Source organism: Tenacibaculum sp. E3R01 (assembly GCF_003318185.1).
Taxonomy (GTDB): Bacteria; Bacteroidota; Bacteroidia; order Flavobacteriales; family Flavobacteriaceae; genus Polaribacter; species Polaribacter halocynthiae.
The window spans coordinates 57,079-73,629 of sequence record NZ_QOCC01000008.1 but is presented as its reverse complement, the minus strand read 5'-3'; the positions used below and the strand labels follow the sequence as shown (position 1 = coordinate 73,629).

Here is a 16,551-nt window from a genome sequence, read left to right as displayed (position 1 = left end):
TTTATTAATTTTTACTTATATTGGTATTCCAAATACAAGTCTATGGATGTATTAAAACCTCAAAAAGGAAGATTATTAATAGCTGAACCTTCTATTTTAAATGACAATTCTTTTAAAAGAGCTATTGTATTACTCACTGAGCATTCAGAGACGAGTTCTGTTGGTTTTATTTTAAACAGACCTTTACATTATACTCTTAGTGATTTAGTTCCAGATATTAATTGTGATTTCACCGTATACCAAGGTGGCCCTGTTGAACAGGATAACTTATATTTTATTCATAAAATTCCTGAATTGTTACCTAATAGCGTAGAAGTAACTGATGGTATATATTGGGGAGGTAACTTTAATTACTTAAAAGAACACCTTAATAACCATAAAGTAAAGCCTAGTGACATTCGTTTTTTCTTAGGATATTCTGGATGGGAACCTACTCAATTAGATGATGAATTAAACACGAATTCTTGGTTTATTTCTAAAAATAAATATCCTAACATATTAGCAATTAACAACAAAACCTTTTGGAAAGATCAGCTTCTAAAAAAAGGAGGTGAATATAAAATATGGGCAAATGCACCTAGTGATGTACAGTTAAATTAACTCATTGTTAAACTAGTAACCTTTAAACTATTTTTTAGTTTTTGCGCAATTGAATTATCAAATGTTTTTTTACGGTAGTTCGTAACTGATGTTATACCAACAATGGCATTTGTTATAAAAACTTCGTCTGCTTTTTGAATTTCAAATGGAGAAATAGTAGTTTCTTCTATGGTAAAATCAGGATGTTTAGTAACGATCTCTATTATTTTTTTTCTAATTACTCCTTTTATACAACCTTCAGTTAAAGCGGGTGTTTTGATAGTGTTCCCTTTAACTATAAATATATTTCCATTGGTAACCTCAACAACTCCTTTACGCTCATTTAATAAAATACAATTGTCGAAATCATTTTCTTTTGCAAAAATTGAAGCCAAGGTATTTACCATTCTATTGGTTGTTTTTACCGTAGATAGTAATCCCGAATAGTTGTAAAAATCTTTATATAAATCAATGGTATAGCTATCCTTTTCTTCTAAACTAATTGGCTTAACATCTATTAAATAATCAATTTCATTAGTTTTTGGAGTATACAAACCTCCATCTTTTCTAAAAACAGTTAACTTTACTCTACTACTAGTATTTTGAGTTATATTTTCCTTTACCGTTTTTAATATTTCATCTTGTAAAAACTCAAGAGTAAACTCCATAGGAATTTTCATACGTAACATTCTCATTGAAGCCATTAGCCTAAAATAGTGATCTTCAAAAAAAATAACTCTATTATTTTCAACCTTTATCGTTTCAAAAACCCCATCTCCATATTTAAAAGCTCTGTTTTCATGAGATATTTGCAATTCTTTAGGTGATATAATTGTTCCGTTAAAGTTTACCATTATACTTATTTTTTACAAATGCAAACTTACTAATTTAAGTAAGTTTTATGCATAAAAAAACTCGACAAATTGTCGAGTTTTTTTAATGCTTTTTTCTATTAAGCCCCAATAGTGTGTTTTAATTCTTCAATTTGGTTTGTCCACAACATTTTGGCCTCTTCCGCATCGTCTTCATCGTCGGCAAAATCAGTAACAAGCACGGCTACATCTTTAGTAATAGGATCGACTTGTATTTTAAACTCAAAATAACTTTCATCACCTTCACTTTCTGTCCACTTAAATTTTATGCGTTCGTCAGTTTTACTGGCCATTATTTTAGCCTCTTCCTCAGAGTCATCCCAAATGAAGGTAATTAATTTACCTCTAGAATTCACTCTATCAGCAAACCATTCTTCTAATCCTGCTGGTGTTGCTAAATATTGATATAACATGCTTGGTGAAGCATGAATTGGAAACTCTAATTCAAATTTAACTTTACTCATTTATTTTTTTGTTTGTCCGCCAATATATACAAATATTTCTTTTAAAAAAAATTGTTTTTTTTTGTTGTGTGAAAGAAAAAAACTCCTATCTTTGCACCCGCAATCAGGCGAGGTAGCTCAGTTGGTTAGAGCGCAGGATTCATAACCCTGAGGTCGGCAGTTCAAATCTGCTCTTCGCTACAGTTAAAAACCCCTTATTTTATAAGGGGTTTTTCGTTTTTTACAATCCTGCAAGATTTACATTTTAAACTGCCGTGACTAGAAACGGGACAAAATGTATTGTAAAAATGAAAAAAATTATTTCACTTTCAAATGGTTGTTCAACAACTTACCCTACCCCTATTCCTAAAAATTAGAAAACTGGAGGTAAAGAAACACTTTTAAAAGAATGGGTTATTTACTATTATTTCTTTGATCCATTATATAAAGAACAATATCCAAAAGGAAAAAGAATACGCATGAAAGGGATGAACGATTTCAAAACTTTAGGCGAACGAAGAGAAGCTACACAAATTTTAATTGACGGCTTAGTAAGTAAACTAGTAAACGAAAACTGGAATCCTATTACTAAAAAATATATGGAAGTTAAAAACTCCATTAATCAAAATAGCACGTTAATAGATTCTTTAGAGTATTACCTAAAAATTAAAAAAATTTCTGATAGCTATAGAACCGACATTACTTCTATGGTTAAATTTTTAAAGGTTTCTATACATGCATTGCAGCTGCAATACAAATCTATAAGTCAAATAGCAAGAAAAGATATAAAAGCACTTCTAAGGCATCAGCAAGAAACCAGGAATATTTCAAACTATAAATACAATAAGTATAAGGCTCAATTAAGTGCTTTATTTGGAGATATGATTGAAGATGAAGTTTTGGAACACAACCCTACTTATAAAATTAAAAAGCTAACAACCGATAAACTATTACGTGAAATTTTATCTGAAGATGACAGAAAACGAGTGCATTTTCATTTAAAATCTAAGTATTACACTTTTTGGCGTTTTATGATGATCTTTTACTCAAGCGGATCAAGAGTATCTGAAATACTTCAGGTACAAGTAAAAGATGTGAATATAAACAAGCTTGAATTTAAGGTATTCATTAAAAAAGGACAACAACATAAAGAAGTACTAAAACCCATAAATAAAAACTTTGCTCACCTATGGCTAGAGGTTATTAATGAACAAAAAGGAAATACCACCACCCTAAACCCTAACGATTATTTATTTTCAAAAGGACTATCAAAAGGTAAAAAACCTATCAGGTACGAGCAAATTACCAGACGTTGGAAAACTCACGTAAAAAACCAATTGAATATAACTGCCGATTTTTACTCATTAAAACATTTATACGGTGATAAAATTTCTGAACAATTAGATATTGCACACGCTCAAAAACTAAACTCTCATACCTCTAGTAAAATGATGAAAGAACATTATGCAGTTAACGAAAAGCAACGAACTATTAATAGACTAAAAAATGTGGATGCTTCTTTTTATGAGAGTGAATAATTAAAACCTAAATCACTTCAAATAATCGGAGATAAAAACTAATTAGAACAAACTCATTTTAACGTACTAATTCACGATTAATAAATTATTACTTTTGAATTTGTTAGAGTATAAATACTAGCACATTAAAATCTATAGTGTTAAAATGAATATAAGTAAGTCTCAAATAAAAAAGCTAGGTAGAAATATACGTAAGAATCAGCGAGAAAATAATATTGTTGATAAACAAGATTTAGAAAAACTACAAGAATATAGGGTTTCATTCCAAAACTCTATGAATACAGTTTTTGATTTTCTCGTAAAACGTAGTAAATATCACTATAAAGGAAGTCTTACTGTTTATCGTTTAAAAAGAATTGACACAATTATTCGAAAAATAAATCGTGAAAAAACTATGGATTTTGCAAAGATGCAAGATATTGCTGGATGCAGATCTATTGTAGATTCTATATCGCAGATTTATAAAATTGTTGAAGATTTTGATAATAATCCAAACTTTGAAGTAATTGATAGAGTTGATTATATTGTTTCACCAAGAGAAACTGGGTATGTCAGTTATCATTTAATTGTTAAACCAATTAATGACGTAAGAATTGTTGAAATTCAACTTAGAACAAGAACTCATCATTTTTGGGCTACTCTAGTTGAGATTACGGATTTAGTATTTGATATTAAATTAAAAGAAGGAGAAGATCATCCCGAGCTATTTAGGTTTCATAAATTACTTGCTAAGGGAAATAATAAATTAACAATTAATGATAAAATTGAGATTGTAAATATTGAGAGAGGTAATAAAATTATTTCTCAAGTTAGGTCAATATTTAAGTCAAATTATTATGTGTCAATAGACAGATGGAGTAAAGCACAAAATAAAGAGGGAGCTAAATACCTTATCATGGAGCTTGATAAAAATTTAAGTCCCGATTTTTATTTTTTTAAAGATTTTTTAGAAGCTGAAAATTCTTACTTTAATAAATTTACATTAGATGAGCCAAATATGGTTTTGGTTCATATAAATGAACCTGTTTTTGAAAAAATTGGACTTGCTTACTCTAATTATGTTTTAACTTCACACCCATCTATACGATTGTATATCTCTATACTACAAGAAGTTATAATTCATTTTAATAAAGAAAATAAAAAAAACGAAGAAATAAAGTATTATGAATACTATAAGATAATTATTGAAGAAATTTCTGCTTCATTCGAATCTGAAATTAACTTTATAAAAGAAAAAATAAATATTGCCAAAGAATCATTCAATAACAATAAATATAAAAATTTTAATAATCAATATTTTATTGAAAGAGAACAATATTTTAAAGTAATGAATGATTGGTTGGAAAATATTTATAAAAGGTTAAATTATATTTCTTCATCGGACAATGTTTTTCATGAAAAAATTATTTTACTCTTAGAAGAAAAGAAGTCTAAAAAGGGTTCTTTCAAAAAGTTAATTGATAATCTATTTAAAAAAAAATAAGCTACTAAGAATCAATATACTTCAAATTGAAATAATAGTTTGTATATATAATCCAACCTTCTCCAAGGTGTTTTTTTTATTCCACAACCCCAACATCTAAGGGCTTTCCCTGAACTACACTAGGGATTTGTTTACAGCAAGTAAATACATTTGTTTACAGGAGCTTATAAATGACTTTCTTACATTTGTTTCGAGTTTAAGAAAAAAATTAAGAAAGAAATGAAGGTGCATGTAGTTGATAATCATAAAGTAATTTACGAAGGCTTTAAGGCTATGTTAGAGGTGGAAGAGCTTAAACATTTCTAGTACCTTTTAACACCCTCATATAGTTCGTTACGGAAAATAATCACGTATTTCCCGCAACGAACCTAAAAGTATTTTATCTATAAACAATAACTATCTAGTTAGAACTTGATTCCAAATTCCCGTTTTAGCGGTTTCTTGGGCATACTCATTAAATGTTGTTGCTTTTCTGCCTAAAACTCGTTCAATATCATGAACCACTAACTGATTTTGTGGGTTAGTTAAAACATGCTTAAATAAATACTCTATTAACCAAACAACATCATCTGGTACTTCTTGTTGTTTCATACCTTCAACATACTGTTCTAATGTGATGTCGTAAAAATGTAAGCTTCTATCGCTAACCTTTGATATGATGTCAACAACATTCTTAAATGTAATTAATTCAGGTCCTGTTACCTCAATAATTTCACCATTATAAGAATCGTTAAGTAAAACTGTAGCAGCAACCTCAGCAATATCATTTACATCTACAAATGGTATTAAAACATCTGACATTGGTAATGCCACCTCACCAGACAAAATAGGCTCTAAAAAGAAACTTTCACTCCAATTTTGATTAAACCAAGAGGCTCTAACTATGGTATAATCTATCCCAGAATTAATTACAATTTTTTCGCAAGCTTCTGCTTCAGTTTCTCCTTTTCCAGAAAGCAATACCATTTTTTTAACTCCTAATTCTTTAGCTAAATAGGTTACACTTTGTATAGCTTCTTTAGCTCAAGGAACAGCTAAATCAGGATAATAACTAACATACATTTTTTCGACACCTGTTAAAGCCGCTACCCAAGTATCTTTATTATCCCAATCAAAACTTGGTGATGCTTTTCTTGCCCCTACTCTAGGTTCTATTCCTTTGTTTTTTAAATGTTGTACTACACGGCGACCCGTTTTTCCGGTTCCTCCAATAACTAAAATATTTGATTTCATAATGAATTGTTTTAATTTGTTTTGTGAATAAATGTTGCTATTAATACTAGGACGAATGAAATCATTCCTGAAATTGTTCTAATGCTATGGTAATGATTCCAAGTACTTTCGTAATAGCTTCTAAAGCTTTTTAATTCTAATAGGTTTAATTTGTTAATATTCAATGCGTCTAACTCCTTATTTAAAGGAACATTTCCAAGAGCAGTAATGCCAAATGTGCCAATAGAATAAATGATTGTTGATGCCAACACCAACCAAAACACTGTTTTAGTATTAAACTGTAAGTAGCTTGTTATAATCAATGCTATTAAGCTTCCAAAAAAAAGTATAAAAAACGCTGGATTTAAGATTTCTCTATTAATATTCTGCATGGTTTCCAAGTAAGTAAAATCTCCTACTTTTTTTGTTCCTAATATTACCGAGACCGACCAAGCAAAGAAAAGACCTGCAGAAAGTGCATTTAATAAAACTGTTATAAAAAGAGTTACTGTTTTCATACTTTTTCTTGTTTGATTAAATAAGTTCCGATATACAATACAATGAAGTAAAACTCAACCAAAATGGTAAAAAACATAGGGTCTCCAAAGAATTCTGAGTAACTGCCACCGTTGGGAATTACAAATATTGGCACTGTTATTAATGCATCTAATATTGTTGCTACAAATACAAATGTTAGTGCCAATGTAGATGGTTTCATACTCCCTTTTTTATAGAATAAATAAGTTCCAAAACAGGCACTAGGAATAATGGCAAATACTAATACAATAGTAGCTTGTTGTTCAGGATTTTCTAGAATGGGAATATAAAATGAAAGAAGGTAAAAGCTAACGCCAAAAACCCAAACGATACTGGCACATACAATGCTAAGTATTTTATTGCTGCTCATAATTTTTGATATTTAATTATGATGCAAATCTATAGCCATTGCAAAACAGCGACTTATTCAGAAAGAATTATGATTTATTCGAAAAGAATCTTATACTTGACTTGGCCTGTATCCAAACTTTTTTTCAAAAGCATTCGAAAAAGAACCTAAACTATCATAGCCAACTGCCCAAGCAGCTTCTTGAATAGTTTTTTGTTCATTTTTAATTAAGCTGTAAGCTTTCTTTAATCGTTCGTTTTGTAAGTATTTAAAAACTGGAACACCAAACTGAGCTTTGAACTCTATTTTAAGCTTATTAATATTGGTTCCTATTTTATGTGCTAATTCGGTTAAAGATGGTGGATTTTCTAAATCAGACAACAGTATTTCTTGAGCATGGTTTATTTTTTTAAGCAGTGAAGTATTTATTTCAGTAGCCTTTTGAAAAGCCAACTCTCCAAAATAATGAGAAAGTAAAGCGCTCATATGACTTTTATAGAACATCATTTTAAGATTTCCTTCATATTTATTATTAAAGAATTGTTCAACTAACAAAAACATTTCTGGAGTCATATTAAACACAGGGCCTTCAACATAATGATCTTTGGGATGAACAAGCTGGTACAAAAACTGTTCTAAAAACTGACCTTCTCCATTGGGTAATTTATCTAAATTTTTAATTGTAGTTGTAATTACCATACACTGCAAAGGTTTTTGAGCAGATACATGATGCTCAAACTCTACTTTTTTATCAGCGTAAAATGATAAAATCATTCCCTTAGTATGATGAAACTCTTTGGTTTTTCCATCGTATTTAACTTTCAGACTAACATCTCCTGCTCCATAAAAAGCAATAGCAATAACTGGTTCGTCAAAGAAACAAGAATCGATCAAACTATTTTTATTAGTAGAAGCTTCTTCTAATAATATTGTACAATCATTTATGTCTATAATTTCACGATTCATTCCTTTATTTACCTTTATTGAATTTTAGTTATTTACAGTTTTCAATTTTACCATTGTCCTTCATAATAAATAACTCTTTTTCTATCACCAATAACTTTAAAGTTCTGACTTTTTGAAAAAGTTCCATCTTTATAATTCATAGTATCAACTTTCATCTCCTTTGTTAAATCATAGCTTAACGAAAATGAATAATCTGGTAAAAAACCATCATAATCATACCTAAAACTTATGTTCTCGGCTTTTATCGGTAACTTAGGAAACCATTTAATTTTTGTTATTTCTAAATATTCTTTTCCTGTCAAGTTCTCAGCTTGGGTTCCGTAAGCAAGCTCTATTCCTACATTACTGATTTTTTTTAATGCTCCCTCACGAAATTCATTGTTTGTTATTTTGTTGCTATATATTCTCATTCCATAATCAATATAAAAATATGAGTTGATTATTAAAATAAAAACTACAACTATTCCTATTCTTGTTTTTAATGATTCAACATTTAACTTTCGGAAAACTATAGTCAAAACTCCTATAAAAACTAGCCCTACTAGTGATATTCCAATTAATTTAAAAAACTCAATTGGACGAACTAACTTATTAAATTCTAACTCAAACTTATCTGTCCAAAGCAAAAGTAAGATTGTTAGAAATAGTAAATTTAAAAGGATGATTATTAAATATTTCAATGATTTTTTAATCATTTATTTAGTATTAATTCCATCAAATATAAATATTGCTATAATTTTAACGTAAAAATACTTGAAATTAATTGTTGAAGCTATTTATGATTTTATTGGTTATTCATCCTTTTTTCATAATGAACATTTATATTCTTACATCAGTATAACAATATGTTATATAAAAAATAAGATTACAGACGATCGCAACTAGTTTTAGTTAAAGTTTAATTTTCTTAAATACTCTCTTGTTACTTTCGATACTTCTTTTGAATGTTTTCCAAACCATATCCAATGATCTGCATCTTTAACTGTATAAAACTGGATATCATTACCTAATACACTCATTTGTTTGTAAAAATATTGAGCAGTTTCATAAGGACAGTTTTTATCTTTATCTCCATGAATTAAAAGCATTTTTACTTTACTCTTTTTTAACAAATGATTTGGTGAAATTTCTTTTACTACATCTTTATTTAGTTTCTTTTCAACTATCCATCTATTAGAGTTTGTTGTTAAATCATAAACTCCAGAATTTACAACAATAACGTTTGGCATTGCACTTATTTTAAGGTTATCTGAATTTTCATTCCAATTATTAGCCAATGAAATTGCTAAAGACAAATGCCCACCAGCTGAATTACCAGTAGCTATAATTTTATTTACATCAATATTGTATGTATCAGAGTTCTCTCTTATCCAACGTATTGAAGATTTTGCATCTTTAACAGCTTCAAAAGGATAAGTATTCTGTTTCCCTTTAATTCTATACTCAACTACAGCAACTACCCAACCCTCTTTCGCATACTCCTTTGCTGTACTAAAAAACCAATCTGGTTTACCTTCAGACCAACTACCTCCATGAAATTGGACTATAGTTGGCCGATTTCCTTTAAATTTTTCTTTATTAGGTAAAAAAAGATGTAGCTCTAATTTAAAGCCATCAACTTCTTTATACGTTTCTATACTATGATTTTCTCTCTCCTTTTTATGAGAGGTATACAGTTTACTTATGTTTTCTTTATATTCTGCTGTTTTACAAGTCATCATAAAGCTTGAATATATCTTATTTATATTTTTTATTCCTAAATTATTAATATGATGCTTTATATACTTATGCTTCCAAAAATCACTAATTTTAGTAGTAGTAAACACCTCATCTATCACGCTCAAATCTGCTTGTAACTGTTGATTGTCTGATTTTCCAAAAACACTATTTTCTAATTTTTTATTTGCTTCAATTCTTATATAAGATGCTACATAATCTTTTAAATCTTTTGTTAAAAAAAACGTTGTATCATTAAATACTTTAATATTTTTATTAAGTTTTGATTGATTTTTTTTAGATAGAACTATAATTTTCCCTGTATATCTTTTATGTAGTTCAGGATATTCTAAGATTAATTTATCGAAAGCTAATTTAATTAATACCACTTCCTCATTAAACGTTTTTTGGTCTAATTTACCTTTATTCTTATTGAGGTAGCTTGTGAATATAAGTTGTAATGAATCTATCTTTTGTGTGAAAATATTCTGATTGAGAATATTTAGCTGATAACTATTTCCTTTAATATAATTCCACATAGGAATTGCAAATTCTGTTTGTTTTTCTAAATAGTGTTTTTTATTTTTTTCAAAATCTACATTCTTACAGCTTTGCAAAAGAATTATAAATAATATAACGATTAATTTAACTTTCATAAGTTTAATTTTAGCGGCTGGTTAATTACGAAAAACATCATTTATGATTAACCATTTTCCATTTTTAAAATGCCATTCTGTAATCCCAATTTGATTACTAGTTTTTCCTTTATAACTATACGTATTTTTATATTTTTCTACAGCAATCATATTACTTACACTAATAGATAAAGATTTATATTCAATTAATTTATAATCATTTTTTACAACATTATTCATCATTTCACTAATTTGAATCTTTCCACATATTGAGTTTAAAATACATGCATTATCATCGTATAAAGTAAGTACTGAATCAACTCGCTTGTTGTTCATCCATTTTTTTATGTTAGATTGATTTTTTTGTATAATTTCAGAAACTTCTTCAGCTGACTCTTTCTTAAAGTTTGAGATAACTTGAAAACCAATAATAGATACAATAGAGGTTGTTAAAATTAAAAGGACCATTCTTATTACATTTTTTTGAGGCTTATTTAAGTTTTCTTTTACCGAAGACTTTTTATTCAACGGAATAAAACCATCAAAATCTAGAATCTTAAATATCATTTTAAGAGTATAGCTTCTAGGTGTAACTTCTGTAGATTCTATTCTTTGAATAGTTCTTAAACTTAAATTACACTTTTCTGCTAGTTCTGTTTGAGTTAAACCTTTTGCTAATCTTAACTCTATTATTTTTTTTCCTAATTGTGGTTGCTCCATTATGTCTAAATTCAATGCAAGATTAAATCAATCTTTAATTCCTATCAAATTTAAACAATGTATTTAATACGTCATTAATATGACATTTACGTAGTAAGCTTAGTTTTCATGTGACTTTTAGGGCTAGGAACACATTACCTCAATGTTTAATAAAACTATGAAAAAAAGACAAATTCTTATTCTGTTTTTGATATATAAGCACATTGATTTGATAACATTTACTTTTACAGAGAAAATACCCTAAACTACATAAGTTTATTAAATATTACTAAAACTCAACCTAAGTGTAATTGACTAAATCGTTTATGTAGTAAATCGAAGAAATCTATTTAATATAGCTTAAGAAATGGTGTGTCCAATTCTATTTTGATGTAAAACTTATCTTTTTACAATACTGAATTAGCTTTTCTCTATAACGCCAAGGTTTTGTTTTCCCTGGTAAACGACTTAACCAATGACTATTTGGACCTTTACTACCTGGACGTTTATTTGCTAGTTCAAAAGAAGTAGGAAGAAGTTTCTTACTCATAACAGTTATAAACTCTTCAAATTGAGCTTCGCTAGTAAACTCAAATATAAAACCATCAAATTCAATAGTCAATTTTCGATAACCTTGAACTCCATCTTTAATTGGTGCAGGAGGATTAAATTTCTCTGATTTAGACCAAATACTTTTTCCTTCCTCTATATGAACCCAATAAGCCATAGAGCTACTTTTCCAGTCAGATACATACCCAAACTCTACTCTTTTCATTTTTAAAATTACTTACAACCCATTATAAAAATTTATAATTTCACAAACTCAACGTAAGAATAAGATACTTGACTAGTATCATCACATATTTTTGTAGGGTCGGTACTGTAATAGCCTATTTTTAATATATTATTTTTAAACTCAGTAAATGTAAAATCATCTGCATTTTCAAGAGTTATCACTAATTCATTATTATTTAATTTCCAATTCCCTTTTGTTGACTTTAAAACACAGTCATTATTGTAAAATCTGAAATCATTTAAAATAATATTACCGTTCTCTAAAATAGATATTGTTATTTTTTTCTCACACTGATTTAATCCTAAATCTTGTATTGTCTTAGAAGAACAAGAATATGCCTTTTTTGTAATTTTCCAATCTCCAATAATTGACACTGAACCTGAATTAGAATTCTCATCACTTGTACATGATGAGAAAATTATAAAGATGATTAATAGCCTATAAAATAATTTCATTTTTTTCATTCTTAATTGTTATCCTTGTAAATAAAGAGCATTCATTCCTATACCAATATCATAAGCATGAGGCTTCCATTTGGTATTAGATTTTATGTAAATTTTTTCTGCTGTATTCAAATAACTATATTGATTCTTTGAGTTAGTATCAACAGGAACTTCCCAAAGTATTTCTTTAGCTTTCACTACTTTTAAATAGCTACTTGTATAAAATATTATCCTTGGACTTTTAACTTTCAAAATGCATTTATCACTAAAATTAATAGTCAGGATATCATTATCCGAATTAAAATTCAAAGAATCTAATTGATGTCTTGTATCTAACTGCCTACCTTGCCAATCTCCCCAAATTGATACTGTTACACCTTTATTAAAACTCGGTTTATTTTTAGAAAATAGATTTGTTAATTCTTCAGGAGTTAATTTCAATACGTCACTACCTAGTGTTGGCTCTAATTCATCTAAATCATAGGTTGCGTTATCACCAGATATTACAGAAAGAACTCCTCTTTTTATTATCAAATTAAAAAGTGATCTACTTAAAAAAACACCTACACTAAAAACTGCTATTGCAATAATTATATTGTAAGGGGAATTCAACTCTGAATATATTACAGCGCTTAAAAAAATAAATCCAAGAAAAAGAAGTAATGCTTGTAAAAATGCTACTATATTTCTAAATATCTTCATTCTATTACCATTAACAATTTAATAAAGTTTAAAAGTGATCGCTTTATATTTTTTAAAAACACAATTCTATTTCTTTTTAATTAAAAAAATACTTCTTACAACTTAAGTTTATTTAAAAGTAACTTCATAAGTTCGAACAATACTTATTGTTTTCTTAATTTTTCATTAAAAGACTTATTTTCTTTTAAAATTTTATTTTGCGAATATCCTCTAATTAAAAATGAAATTCCAGTAGTTAATATAATTCCACCAAATAAAATAGACAATAAGAATAATACTAAAACTCCAGATACTACTAAAAAAGCTCCATAATTAATATTCTTTTGAGGGTTTAAGGAACCATATTGGCTTTTAGCAGTTCCTGCAGCGTCAAGTTTCATTTTCAACTTTCTTTCAGCTTCTTTTTCATCTTTAGAAAAAAAATTACATTTATTTTCAAATTTAGGTTTTTGACTAGTTAAACCACATACAAGCCCAGTGTTAAAATCAACTTTTCTATTTGTACATATCCCACAAAAAACCATTCTTTCTTCTAATTTCATTTTCAAATTTTATTTTAGTAAACATTCGCAATTTTATTTTGCCCAATTACTTTATTAAGTCTTTTTAATTTAATCTATTCCAGCTCGATGCAAACACCACCAACCGAACTCATTTTCAATACACAACTAAAAAGCTCCTACTTCATCCATTTGGCAAACACTTTCTTTAATTTTTCTTCTTTTAAACCACATTTTTTTGAAATATATGGTATCAAGTCAACCACATAAGTTTTAAGGCTGATTTGTTTAAAGCTAGCTATTTTATAATGCTTAAGAAGTAAACTCATATGCTCTTCTGTAGCATTTTCAAGACATTCTTTAATAAACGTATTTTGATTTTCTTCGTTTATCGTATCTTGATATTTTAATAAGCATTTTTTGACAGAGATAGCAATATTATCTAAGACTACTACTTCTTGAGAGTGTGAGAATTGAATAATTGAAATAAACAGAAAAGTAAATATAACTTTTTTCATAATAGCTTTTTTGCCCAAATTTAAAGAATAATTTGAATAAAAAAAGTGTATCTCTTATTTTTTACATCCCATTTTACTACACTCTTCATTATTCAATTTTAAAAGGTAATTTTCAAGAAACTCAAGTTTTTTCAAAATATTTTTATGAGTCTTTTGAAAAACTATTTTTGAAATTATGTTATACGGAAATCTTAAATTGAACTTATAAGTAATTTTTAAAATGGTTTTATCATTTTCAATTGAAATATAATTCCAAATACCAATGAAATTCTTGAATACGGGTGATTTATTTAGCATCTGAATTGATATTTCATTTGGAGTATCAAACGTTAAATATTCAGTATCCATTCTTATTCCTTCTATTGATTTGGTATAAACTTTTGCTCCTTTTTTAAGCTCAATATGGTCATCAAGAAAACCTATTTCAAGAGTTTGTTTATCCCATTTTTTTCGTTTGGTAAAATCTTGGGTAAATTCAAACAACCAATCAATATTTCTATCTAGAGTAATTTTTTCTGATATGGTATTTTTTAACTTCAATTTTTATCGTTCAATGTAATATAATTGTATTAATGTATACTTCTATTTTTTATATAATTCTTCTATTAATAAATCATCTCCCTTAATAAAGTGTTTCAAATACTTTAATGACTTATTAAAACTAATCGACCAAATATCATCAACAACCATTTTTTCTTTCTCTCCTAATAACCCGAATAAAGCCTTAACTTTTTTTGGCCTAGTATACCATAAAGAGAATTCTAGTGCTTGATTTTTGTCAAAATTAGCAGTCATACAAAAGCTAGTTCCTTTTTCAATACAAGTAAAATCAAGAGCAGGATTGAAATAGACATCTTTTTCTTTCAAAGACCTTAAAAGATTTAGTTTATCAATCCATGGATAGTTCTCAGCTATTTCAATAACTTCACTTCCAGATAAAGGAGTATTTCTGTATTCAATATTTTCTTTTTCTGGATAGCAAATAGAATATTTATAAGTCATATACTTTTAAACTTTTTAAATAATACTTAATTCTTTTTCTTAGTTAAAACCCTGTAACAAACAACCTTATAGCACCTCTTAATCCACATTTTTGATATTTATTATAGGCTTTAGAAGCAGCTTCTTTAATTTGAATACCTTTCTGTTTTTTTACCCAAGAGTTTAAAGCTGCCTCTAGCGTGTATGCTTCAGGTGCCATTAAATTTGTAGTCCATAAAATAGGATTGGCTTTTGATTTAATTATTTCATTTTGAAAATAATTTTTACTAGCACAAGCTAAAATTATAGCATCTATTTTTTTTGATGGAGTCTGCTTATATTTTAAGTTAACTTTAAACTCCATTAATCCATCATGACCTATATAAGCAACTAATTCTGAGTTTCCACCAAATTCTAAATTTATCTCATTATAATTGATTCTTCTTTTAAAGTTATTATTGGACGCTAATAAAAAATCTTCGGTACAAACTTTAATTTTTTCTCCATCATAAGCTTCAGCTAATAAGTAAATGTTTTTAGTTTTATGTTTAAACAATATGCTTTCAAGTATGTTTGTATTTTTCGATGTAATCATTTTTTTATACACCCAATCATTTGATTTATTTTTCAAGAAATTTTTAACCCCGTACAAAGCTCCCCAATAAAGGTTGTTTTTAGGATCTTGCCCGTTACCTATTAATTTTGGAACAGGAACTATTCCTTGATTTATATTATCGCATAAAGCAACAAAAACATGAACTGTTTTAGTTTTTTTTTGACTTTTATTTTGTCCAAAACTTAATGTACACGATATAAGCGCTATGAGGAATCCTATTTTTTTCATATTAATTATTTATTTTTAATTTTTGCTTCAAACATATTGACGCTTCATACAATTGGATAAAATATTTATCATATAAAACTGCATTAGATAATAAACCAAACTCTTTAGCTTTATCACTTTTATAATAATCTCTTACCTCATTCATTCTGTACTCAATAAATTTCACTAAACACATTAATTGTTTATGATTGAATAGCGAAAAATACTCCTCATAAAACTTTTTATTTTGATTATCATTTTCATCAGATAAATGCTTTGTTATAGCTATTAAATGATCTGTTATATCAGGTTTATAAAACTCTTCGATCATTCCCTCTTTGATCAACTTTTTTTCTTCCTCTTTATATACATCTAATGATACAAGTAAATATTTAGGCATATGAAATAGCATTCCTTTAGCATCAAAAAAAGTGATGGAACTATTACAAGCATATAAATCTATCAAAGATATTTTTGTCCAATCATTTCTTTCATCTTTAGCTCTTAGTTTTCTACATTCTTTAGCAGTCAATCTATCATCATGCCCTTGCGCTTCCCATAGACCTATACCTTCTTCAAGTTTTATATTTTTAAAAGCCTCGTTGATGTTTCTAATTAATTCTTCTTTTTTAATCATTTAAACAAATTAGCCAAAGTAAAAAGCTATTTAAAACCATTAATTGTTAGAAATTTCTTTTATTTTTCCTTCATAATATTCTTCAACTCCATTTACAGTCTGCTTACTGTAATTAATTATTT

22 protein-coding genes and 1 tRNA gene are annotated in these 16,551 nt (G+C 27.7%); 4 read left to right on the top strand and 19 right to left on the bottom strand.

Translation table 11 applies throughout. The annotated features are described in order from the left end of the window. Positions 1 to 42: 42 nt before the first annotated feature. Complete coding sequence (locus DS884_RS01220) at positions 43 to 600, top strand: YqgE/AlgH family protein (protein ID WP_093871884.1); 558 nt, start codon at positions 43 to 45, stop codon at positions 598 to 600. Here the strand turns inward: DS884_RS01220 and DS884_RS01215 are convergent. Continuing rightward, positions 597 to 1,433 (bottom strand): aminotransferase class IV, encoded by an 837-nt coding sequence (locus tag DS884_RS01215; protein ID WP_093871885.1) that lies wholly within the window; start codon positions 1,431 to 1,433, stop codon positions 597 to 599. The genes DS884_RS01220 and DS884_RS01215 overlap by 4 nt on opposite strands. Before the next feature lie 98 nt (positions 1,434 to 1,531). Continuing rightward, a complete protein-coding gene (locus DS884_RS01210; protein WP_093871886.1) occupies positions 1,532 to 1,915 on the bottom strand; it encodes an START-like domain-containing protein in 384 nt (127 codons plus the stop codon). A 106-nt stretch (positions 1,916 to 2,021) separates the two neighbouring features. Between DS884_RS01210 and DS884_RS01205 the strand changes: the two genes are divergently transcribed. The 3 genes from DS884_RS01205 to DS884_RS01195 all read left to right on the top strand — a co-directional run bounded on the left by DS884_RS01205 (position 2,022) and on the right by DS884_RS01195 (position 4,915). Further along, positions 2,022 to 2,095: transfer RNA gene (locus tag DS884_RS01205), tRNA-Met, on the top strand. A 278-nt stretch (positions 2,096 to 2,373) separates the two neighbouring features. Continuing rightward, positions 2,374 to 3,432, top strand: coding sequence for a tyrosine-type recombinase/integrase (locus DS884_RS01200; RefSeq protein ID WP_113785468.1), 1,059 nt, complete (start codon positions 2,374 to 2,376; stop codon positions 3,430 to 3,432). Positions 3,433 to 3,577: 145 nt separating this feature from the next. Beyond that, entirely contained in the window at positions 3,578 to 4,915 is a 1,338-nt protein-coding gene (locus DS884_RS01195) for a hypothetical protein (protein WP_113785467.1), read from the top strand. A 396-nt stretch (positions 4,916 to 5,311) separates the two neighbouring features. On the opposite strand, the gene DS884_RS01190 is transcribed toward DS884_RS01195, so the two are convergent. From DS884_RS01190 to DS884_RS01115, 17 genes are all read right to left on the bottom strand, one after another. Further along, on the bottom strand, positions 5,312 to 5,881 hold the full coding sequence (locus DS884_RS01190) for an NmrA family NAD(P)-binding protein (RefSeq protein ID WP_317047316.1): 570 nt from the start codon (positions 5,879 to 5,881) through the stop codon (positions 5,312 to 5,314). Positions 5,882 to 5,938: 57 nt separating this feature from the next. Next, positions 5,939 to 6,148 carry a hypothetical protein gene (locus DS884_RS18760; RefSeq protein ID WP_317047315.1) on the bottom strand — a complete coding sequence of 70 codons (210 nt, stop codon included), beginning with the start codon at positions 6,146 to 6,148 and terminating at the stop codon, positions 5,939 to 5,941. A gap of 11 nt (positions 6,149 to 6,159) precedes the next feature. Next, complete coding sequence (locus DS884_RS01185; RefSeq protein ID WP_113785466.1) at positions 6,160 to 6,645, bottom strand: DUF1772 domain-containing protein; 486 nt, start codon at positions 6,643 to 6,645, stop codon at positions 6,160 to 6,162. Next, on the bottom strand, positions 6,642 to 7,034 hold the full coding sequence (locus DS884_RS01180) for a DUF5367 family protein (protein WP_113785465.1): 393 nt from the start codon (positions 7,032 to 7,034) through the stop codon (positions 6,642 to 6,644). Before DS884_RS01180 ends, DS884_RS01185 begins: the two co-directional genes overlap by 4 nt. 90 nt (positions 7,035 to 7,124) lie before the next feature. Then, positions 7,125 to 7,979, bottom strand: a complete 855-nt coding sequence (locus tag DS884_RS01175; RefSeq protein ID WP_113785464.1) for a helix-turn-helix domain-containing protein — start codon at positions 7,977 to 7,979, stop codon at positions 7,125 to 7,127. A 47-nt stretch (positions 7,980 to 8,026) separates the two neighbouring features. Further along, positions 8,027 to 8,605 (bottom strand): hypothetical protein, encoded by a 579-nt coding sequence (locus tag DS884_RS01170; protein WP_147239348.1) that lies wholly within the window; start codon positions 8,603 to 8,605, stop codon positions 8,027 to 8,029. 261 nt (positions 8,606 to 8,866) lie between these two features. Beyond that, on the bottom strand, positions 8,867 to 10,351 hold the full coding sequence (locus DS884_RS01165; protein ID WP_113785462.1) for an alpha/beta hydrolase family protein: 1,485 nt from the start codon (positions 10,349 to 10,351) through the stop codon (positions 8,867 to 8,869). Positions 10,352 to 10,372: 21 nt separating this feature from the next. After that, entirely contained in the window at positions 10,373 to 11,050 is a 678-nt protein-coding gene (locus DS884_RS01160; RefSeq protein WP_113785461.1) for a helix-turn-helix domain-containing protein, read from the bottom strand. Between the two features lie 361 nt (positions 11,051 to 11,411). Then, positions 11,412 to 11,804, bottom strand: coding sequence for a hypothetical protein (locus DS884_RS01155; protein WP_093871898.1), 393 nt, complete (start codon positions 11,802 to 11,804; stop codon positions 11,412 to 11,414). 32 nt (positions 11,805 to 11,836) lie between these two features. Beyond that, positions 11,837 to 12,280 carry a lipocalin family protein gene (locus tag DS884_RS01150; RefSeq protein ID WP_158530808.1) on the bottom strand — a complete coding sequence of 148 codons (444 nt, stop codon included), beginning with the start codon at positions 12,278 to 12,280 and terminating at the stop codon, positions 11,837 to 11,839. A gap of 18 nt (positions 12,281 to 12,298) precedes the next feature. Continuing rightward, positions 12,299 to 12,970, bottom strand: a complete 672-nt coding sequence (locus DS884_RS01145) for a hypothetical protein (protein WP_113785460.1) — start codon at positions 12,968 to 12,970, stop codon at positions 12,299 to 12,301. A 143-nt stretch (positions 12,971 to 13,113) separates the two neighbouring features. Further along, a complete protein-coding gene (locus DS884_RS01140) occupies positions 13,114 to 13,512 on the bottom strand; it encodes a hypothetical protein (RefSeq protein ID WP_113785459.1) in 399 nt (132 codons plus the stop codon). A gap of 137 nt (positions 13,513 to 13,649) precedes the next feature. After that, positions 13,650 to 13,988, bottom strand: coding sequence for a hypothetical protein (locus DS884_RS01135; RefSeq protein ID WP_147239347.1), 339 nt, complete (start codon positions 13,986 to 13,988; stop codon positions 13,650 to 13,652). Positions 13,989 to 14,042: 54 nt separating this feature from the next. Further along, on the bottom strand, positions 14,043 to 14,528 hold the full coding sequence (locus DS884_RS01130) for a hypothetical protein (RefSeq protein ID WP_113785457.1): 486 nt from the start codon (positions 14,526 to 14,528) through the stop codon (positions 14,043 to 14,045). 42 nt (positions 14,529 to 14,570) lie between these two features. Then, positions 14,571 to 14,990, bottom strand: a complete 420-nt coding sequence (locus tag DS884_RS01125; RefSeq protein WP_113785456.1) for a hypothetical protein — start codon at positions 14,988 to 14,990, stop codon at positions 14,571 to 14,573. A 43-nt stretch (positions 14,991 to 15,033) separates the two neighbouring features. Then, complete coding sequence (locus DS884_RS01120) at positions 15,034 to 15,813, bottom strand: hypothetical protein (RefSeq protein ID WP_113785455.1); 780 nt, start codon at positions 15,811 to 15,813, stop codon at positions 15,034 to 15,036. 1 nt (position 15,814) lies between these two features. Continuing rightward, positions 15,815 to 16,429: a DUF6714 family protein gene (locus DS884_RS01115; RefSeq protein WP_113785454.1), complete on the bottom strand. Its 615-nt coding sequence runs from the start codon at positions 16,427 to 16,429 to the stop codon at positions 15,815 to 15,817. Positions 16,430 to 16,551: the final 122 nt, after the last annotated feature.

Bases quoted from the DNA above. Each gene is read 5' to 3' on its own strand.
- DS884_RS01220 (WP_093871884.1), top strand. From the start codon at position 43: ATGGATGTATTAAAACCTCAAAAAGGAAGATTATTAATAGCTGAACCT.
- DS884_RS01215 (WP_093871885.1), bottom strand. From the start codon at position 1,433: ATGGTAAACTTTAACGGAACAATTATATCACCTAAAGAATTGCAAATA.
- DS884_RS01210 (WP_093871886.1), bottom strand. From the start codon at position 1,915: ATGAGTAAAGTTAAATTTGAATTAGAGTTTCCAATTCATGCTTCACCA.
- DS884_RS01200 (WP_113785468.1), top strand. From the start codon at position 2,374: ATGAAAGGGATGAACGATTTCAAAACTTTAGGCGAACGAAGAGAAGCT.
- DS884_RS01195 (WP_113785467.1), top strand. From the start codon at position 3,578: ATGAATATAAGTAAGTCTCAAATAAAAAAGCTAGGTAGAAATATACGT.
- DS884_RS01190 (WP_317047316.1), bottom strand. From the start codon at position 5,881: ATGGTATTGCTTTCTGGAAAAGGAGAAACTGAAGCAGAAGCTTGCGAA.
- DS884_RS18760 (WP_317047315.1), bottom strand. From the start codon at position 6,148: ATGAAATCAAATATTTTAGTTATTGGAGGAACCGGAAAAACGGGTCGC.
- DS884_RS01185 (WP_113785466.1), bottom strand. From the start codon at position 6,645: ATGAAAACAGTAACTCTTTTTATAACAGTTTTATTAAATGCACTTTCT.
- DS884_RS01180 (WP_113785465.1), bottom strand. From the start codon at position 7,034: ATGAGCAGCAATAAAATACTTAGCATTGTATGTGCCAGTATCGTTTGG.
- DS884_RS01175 (WP_113785464.1), bottom strand. From the start codon at position 7,979: ATGAATCGTGAAATTATAGACATAAATGATTGTACAATATTATTAGAA.
- DS884_RS01165 (WP_113785462.1), bottom strand. From the start codon at position 10,351: ATGAAAGTTAAATTAATCGTTATATTATTTATAATTCTTTTGCAAAGC.
- DS884_RS01160 (WP_113785461.1), bottom strand. From the start codon at position 11,050: ATGGAGCAACCACAATTAGGAAAAAAAATAATAGAGTTAAGATTAGCA.
- DS884_RS01155 (WP_093871898.1), bottom strand. From the start codon at position 11,804: ATGAAAAGAGTAGAGTTTGGGTATGTATCTGACTGGAAAAGTAGCTCT.
- DS884_RS01150 (WP_158530808.1), bottom strand. From the start codon at position 12,280: ATGAAATTATTTTATAGGCTATTAATCATCTTTATAATTTTCTCATCA.
- DS884_RS01145 (WP_113785460.1), bottom strand. From the start codon at position 12,970: ATGAAGATATTTAGAAATATAGTAGCATTTTTACAAGCATTACTTCTT.
- DS884_RS01140 (WP_113785459.1), bottom strand. From the start codon at position 13,512: ATGAAATTAGAAGAAAGAATGGTTTTTTGTGGGATATGTACAAATAGA.
- DS884_RS01135 (WP_147239347.1), bottom strand. From the start codon at position 13,988: ATGAAAAAAGTTATATTTACTTTTCTGTTTATTTCAATTATTCAATTC.
- DS884_RS01125 (WP_113785456.1), bottom strand. From the start codon at position 14,990: ATGACTTATAAATATTCTATTTGCTATCCAGAAAAAGAAAATATTGAA.
- DS884_RS01120 (WP_113785455.1), bottom strand. From the start codon at position 15,813: ATGAAAAAAATAGGATTCCTCATAGCGCTTATATCGTGTACATTAAGT.
- DS884_RS01115 (WP_113785454.1), bottom strand. From the start codon at position 16,429: ATGATTAAAAAAGAAGAATTAATTAGAAACATCAACGAGGCTTTTAAA.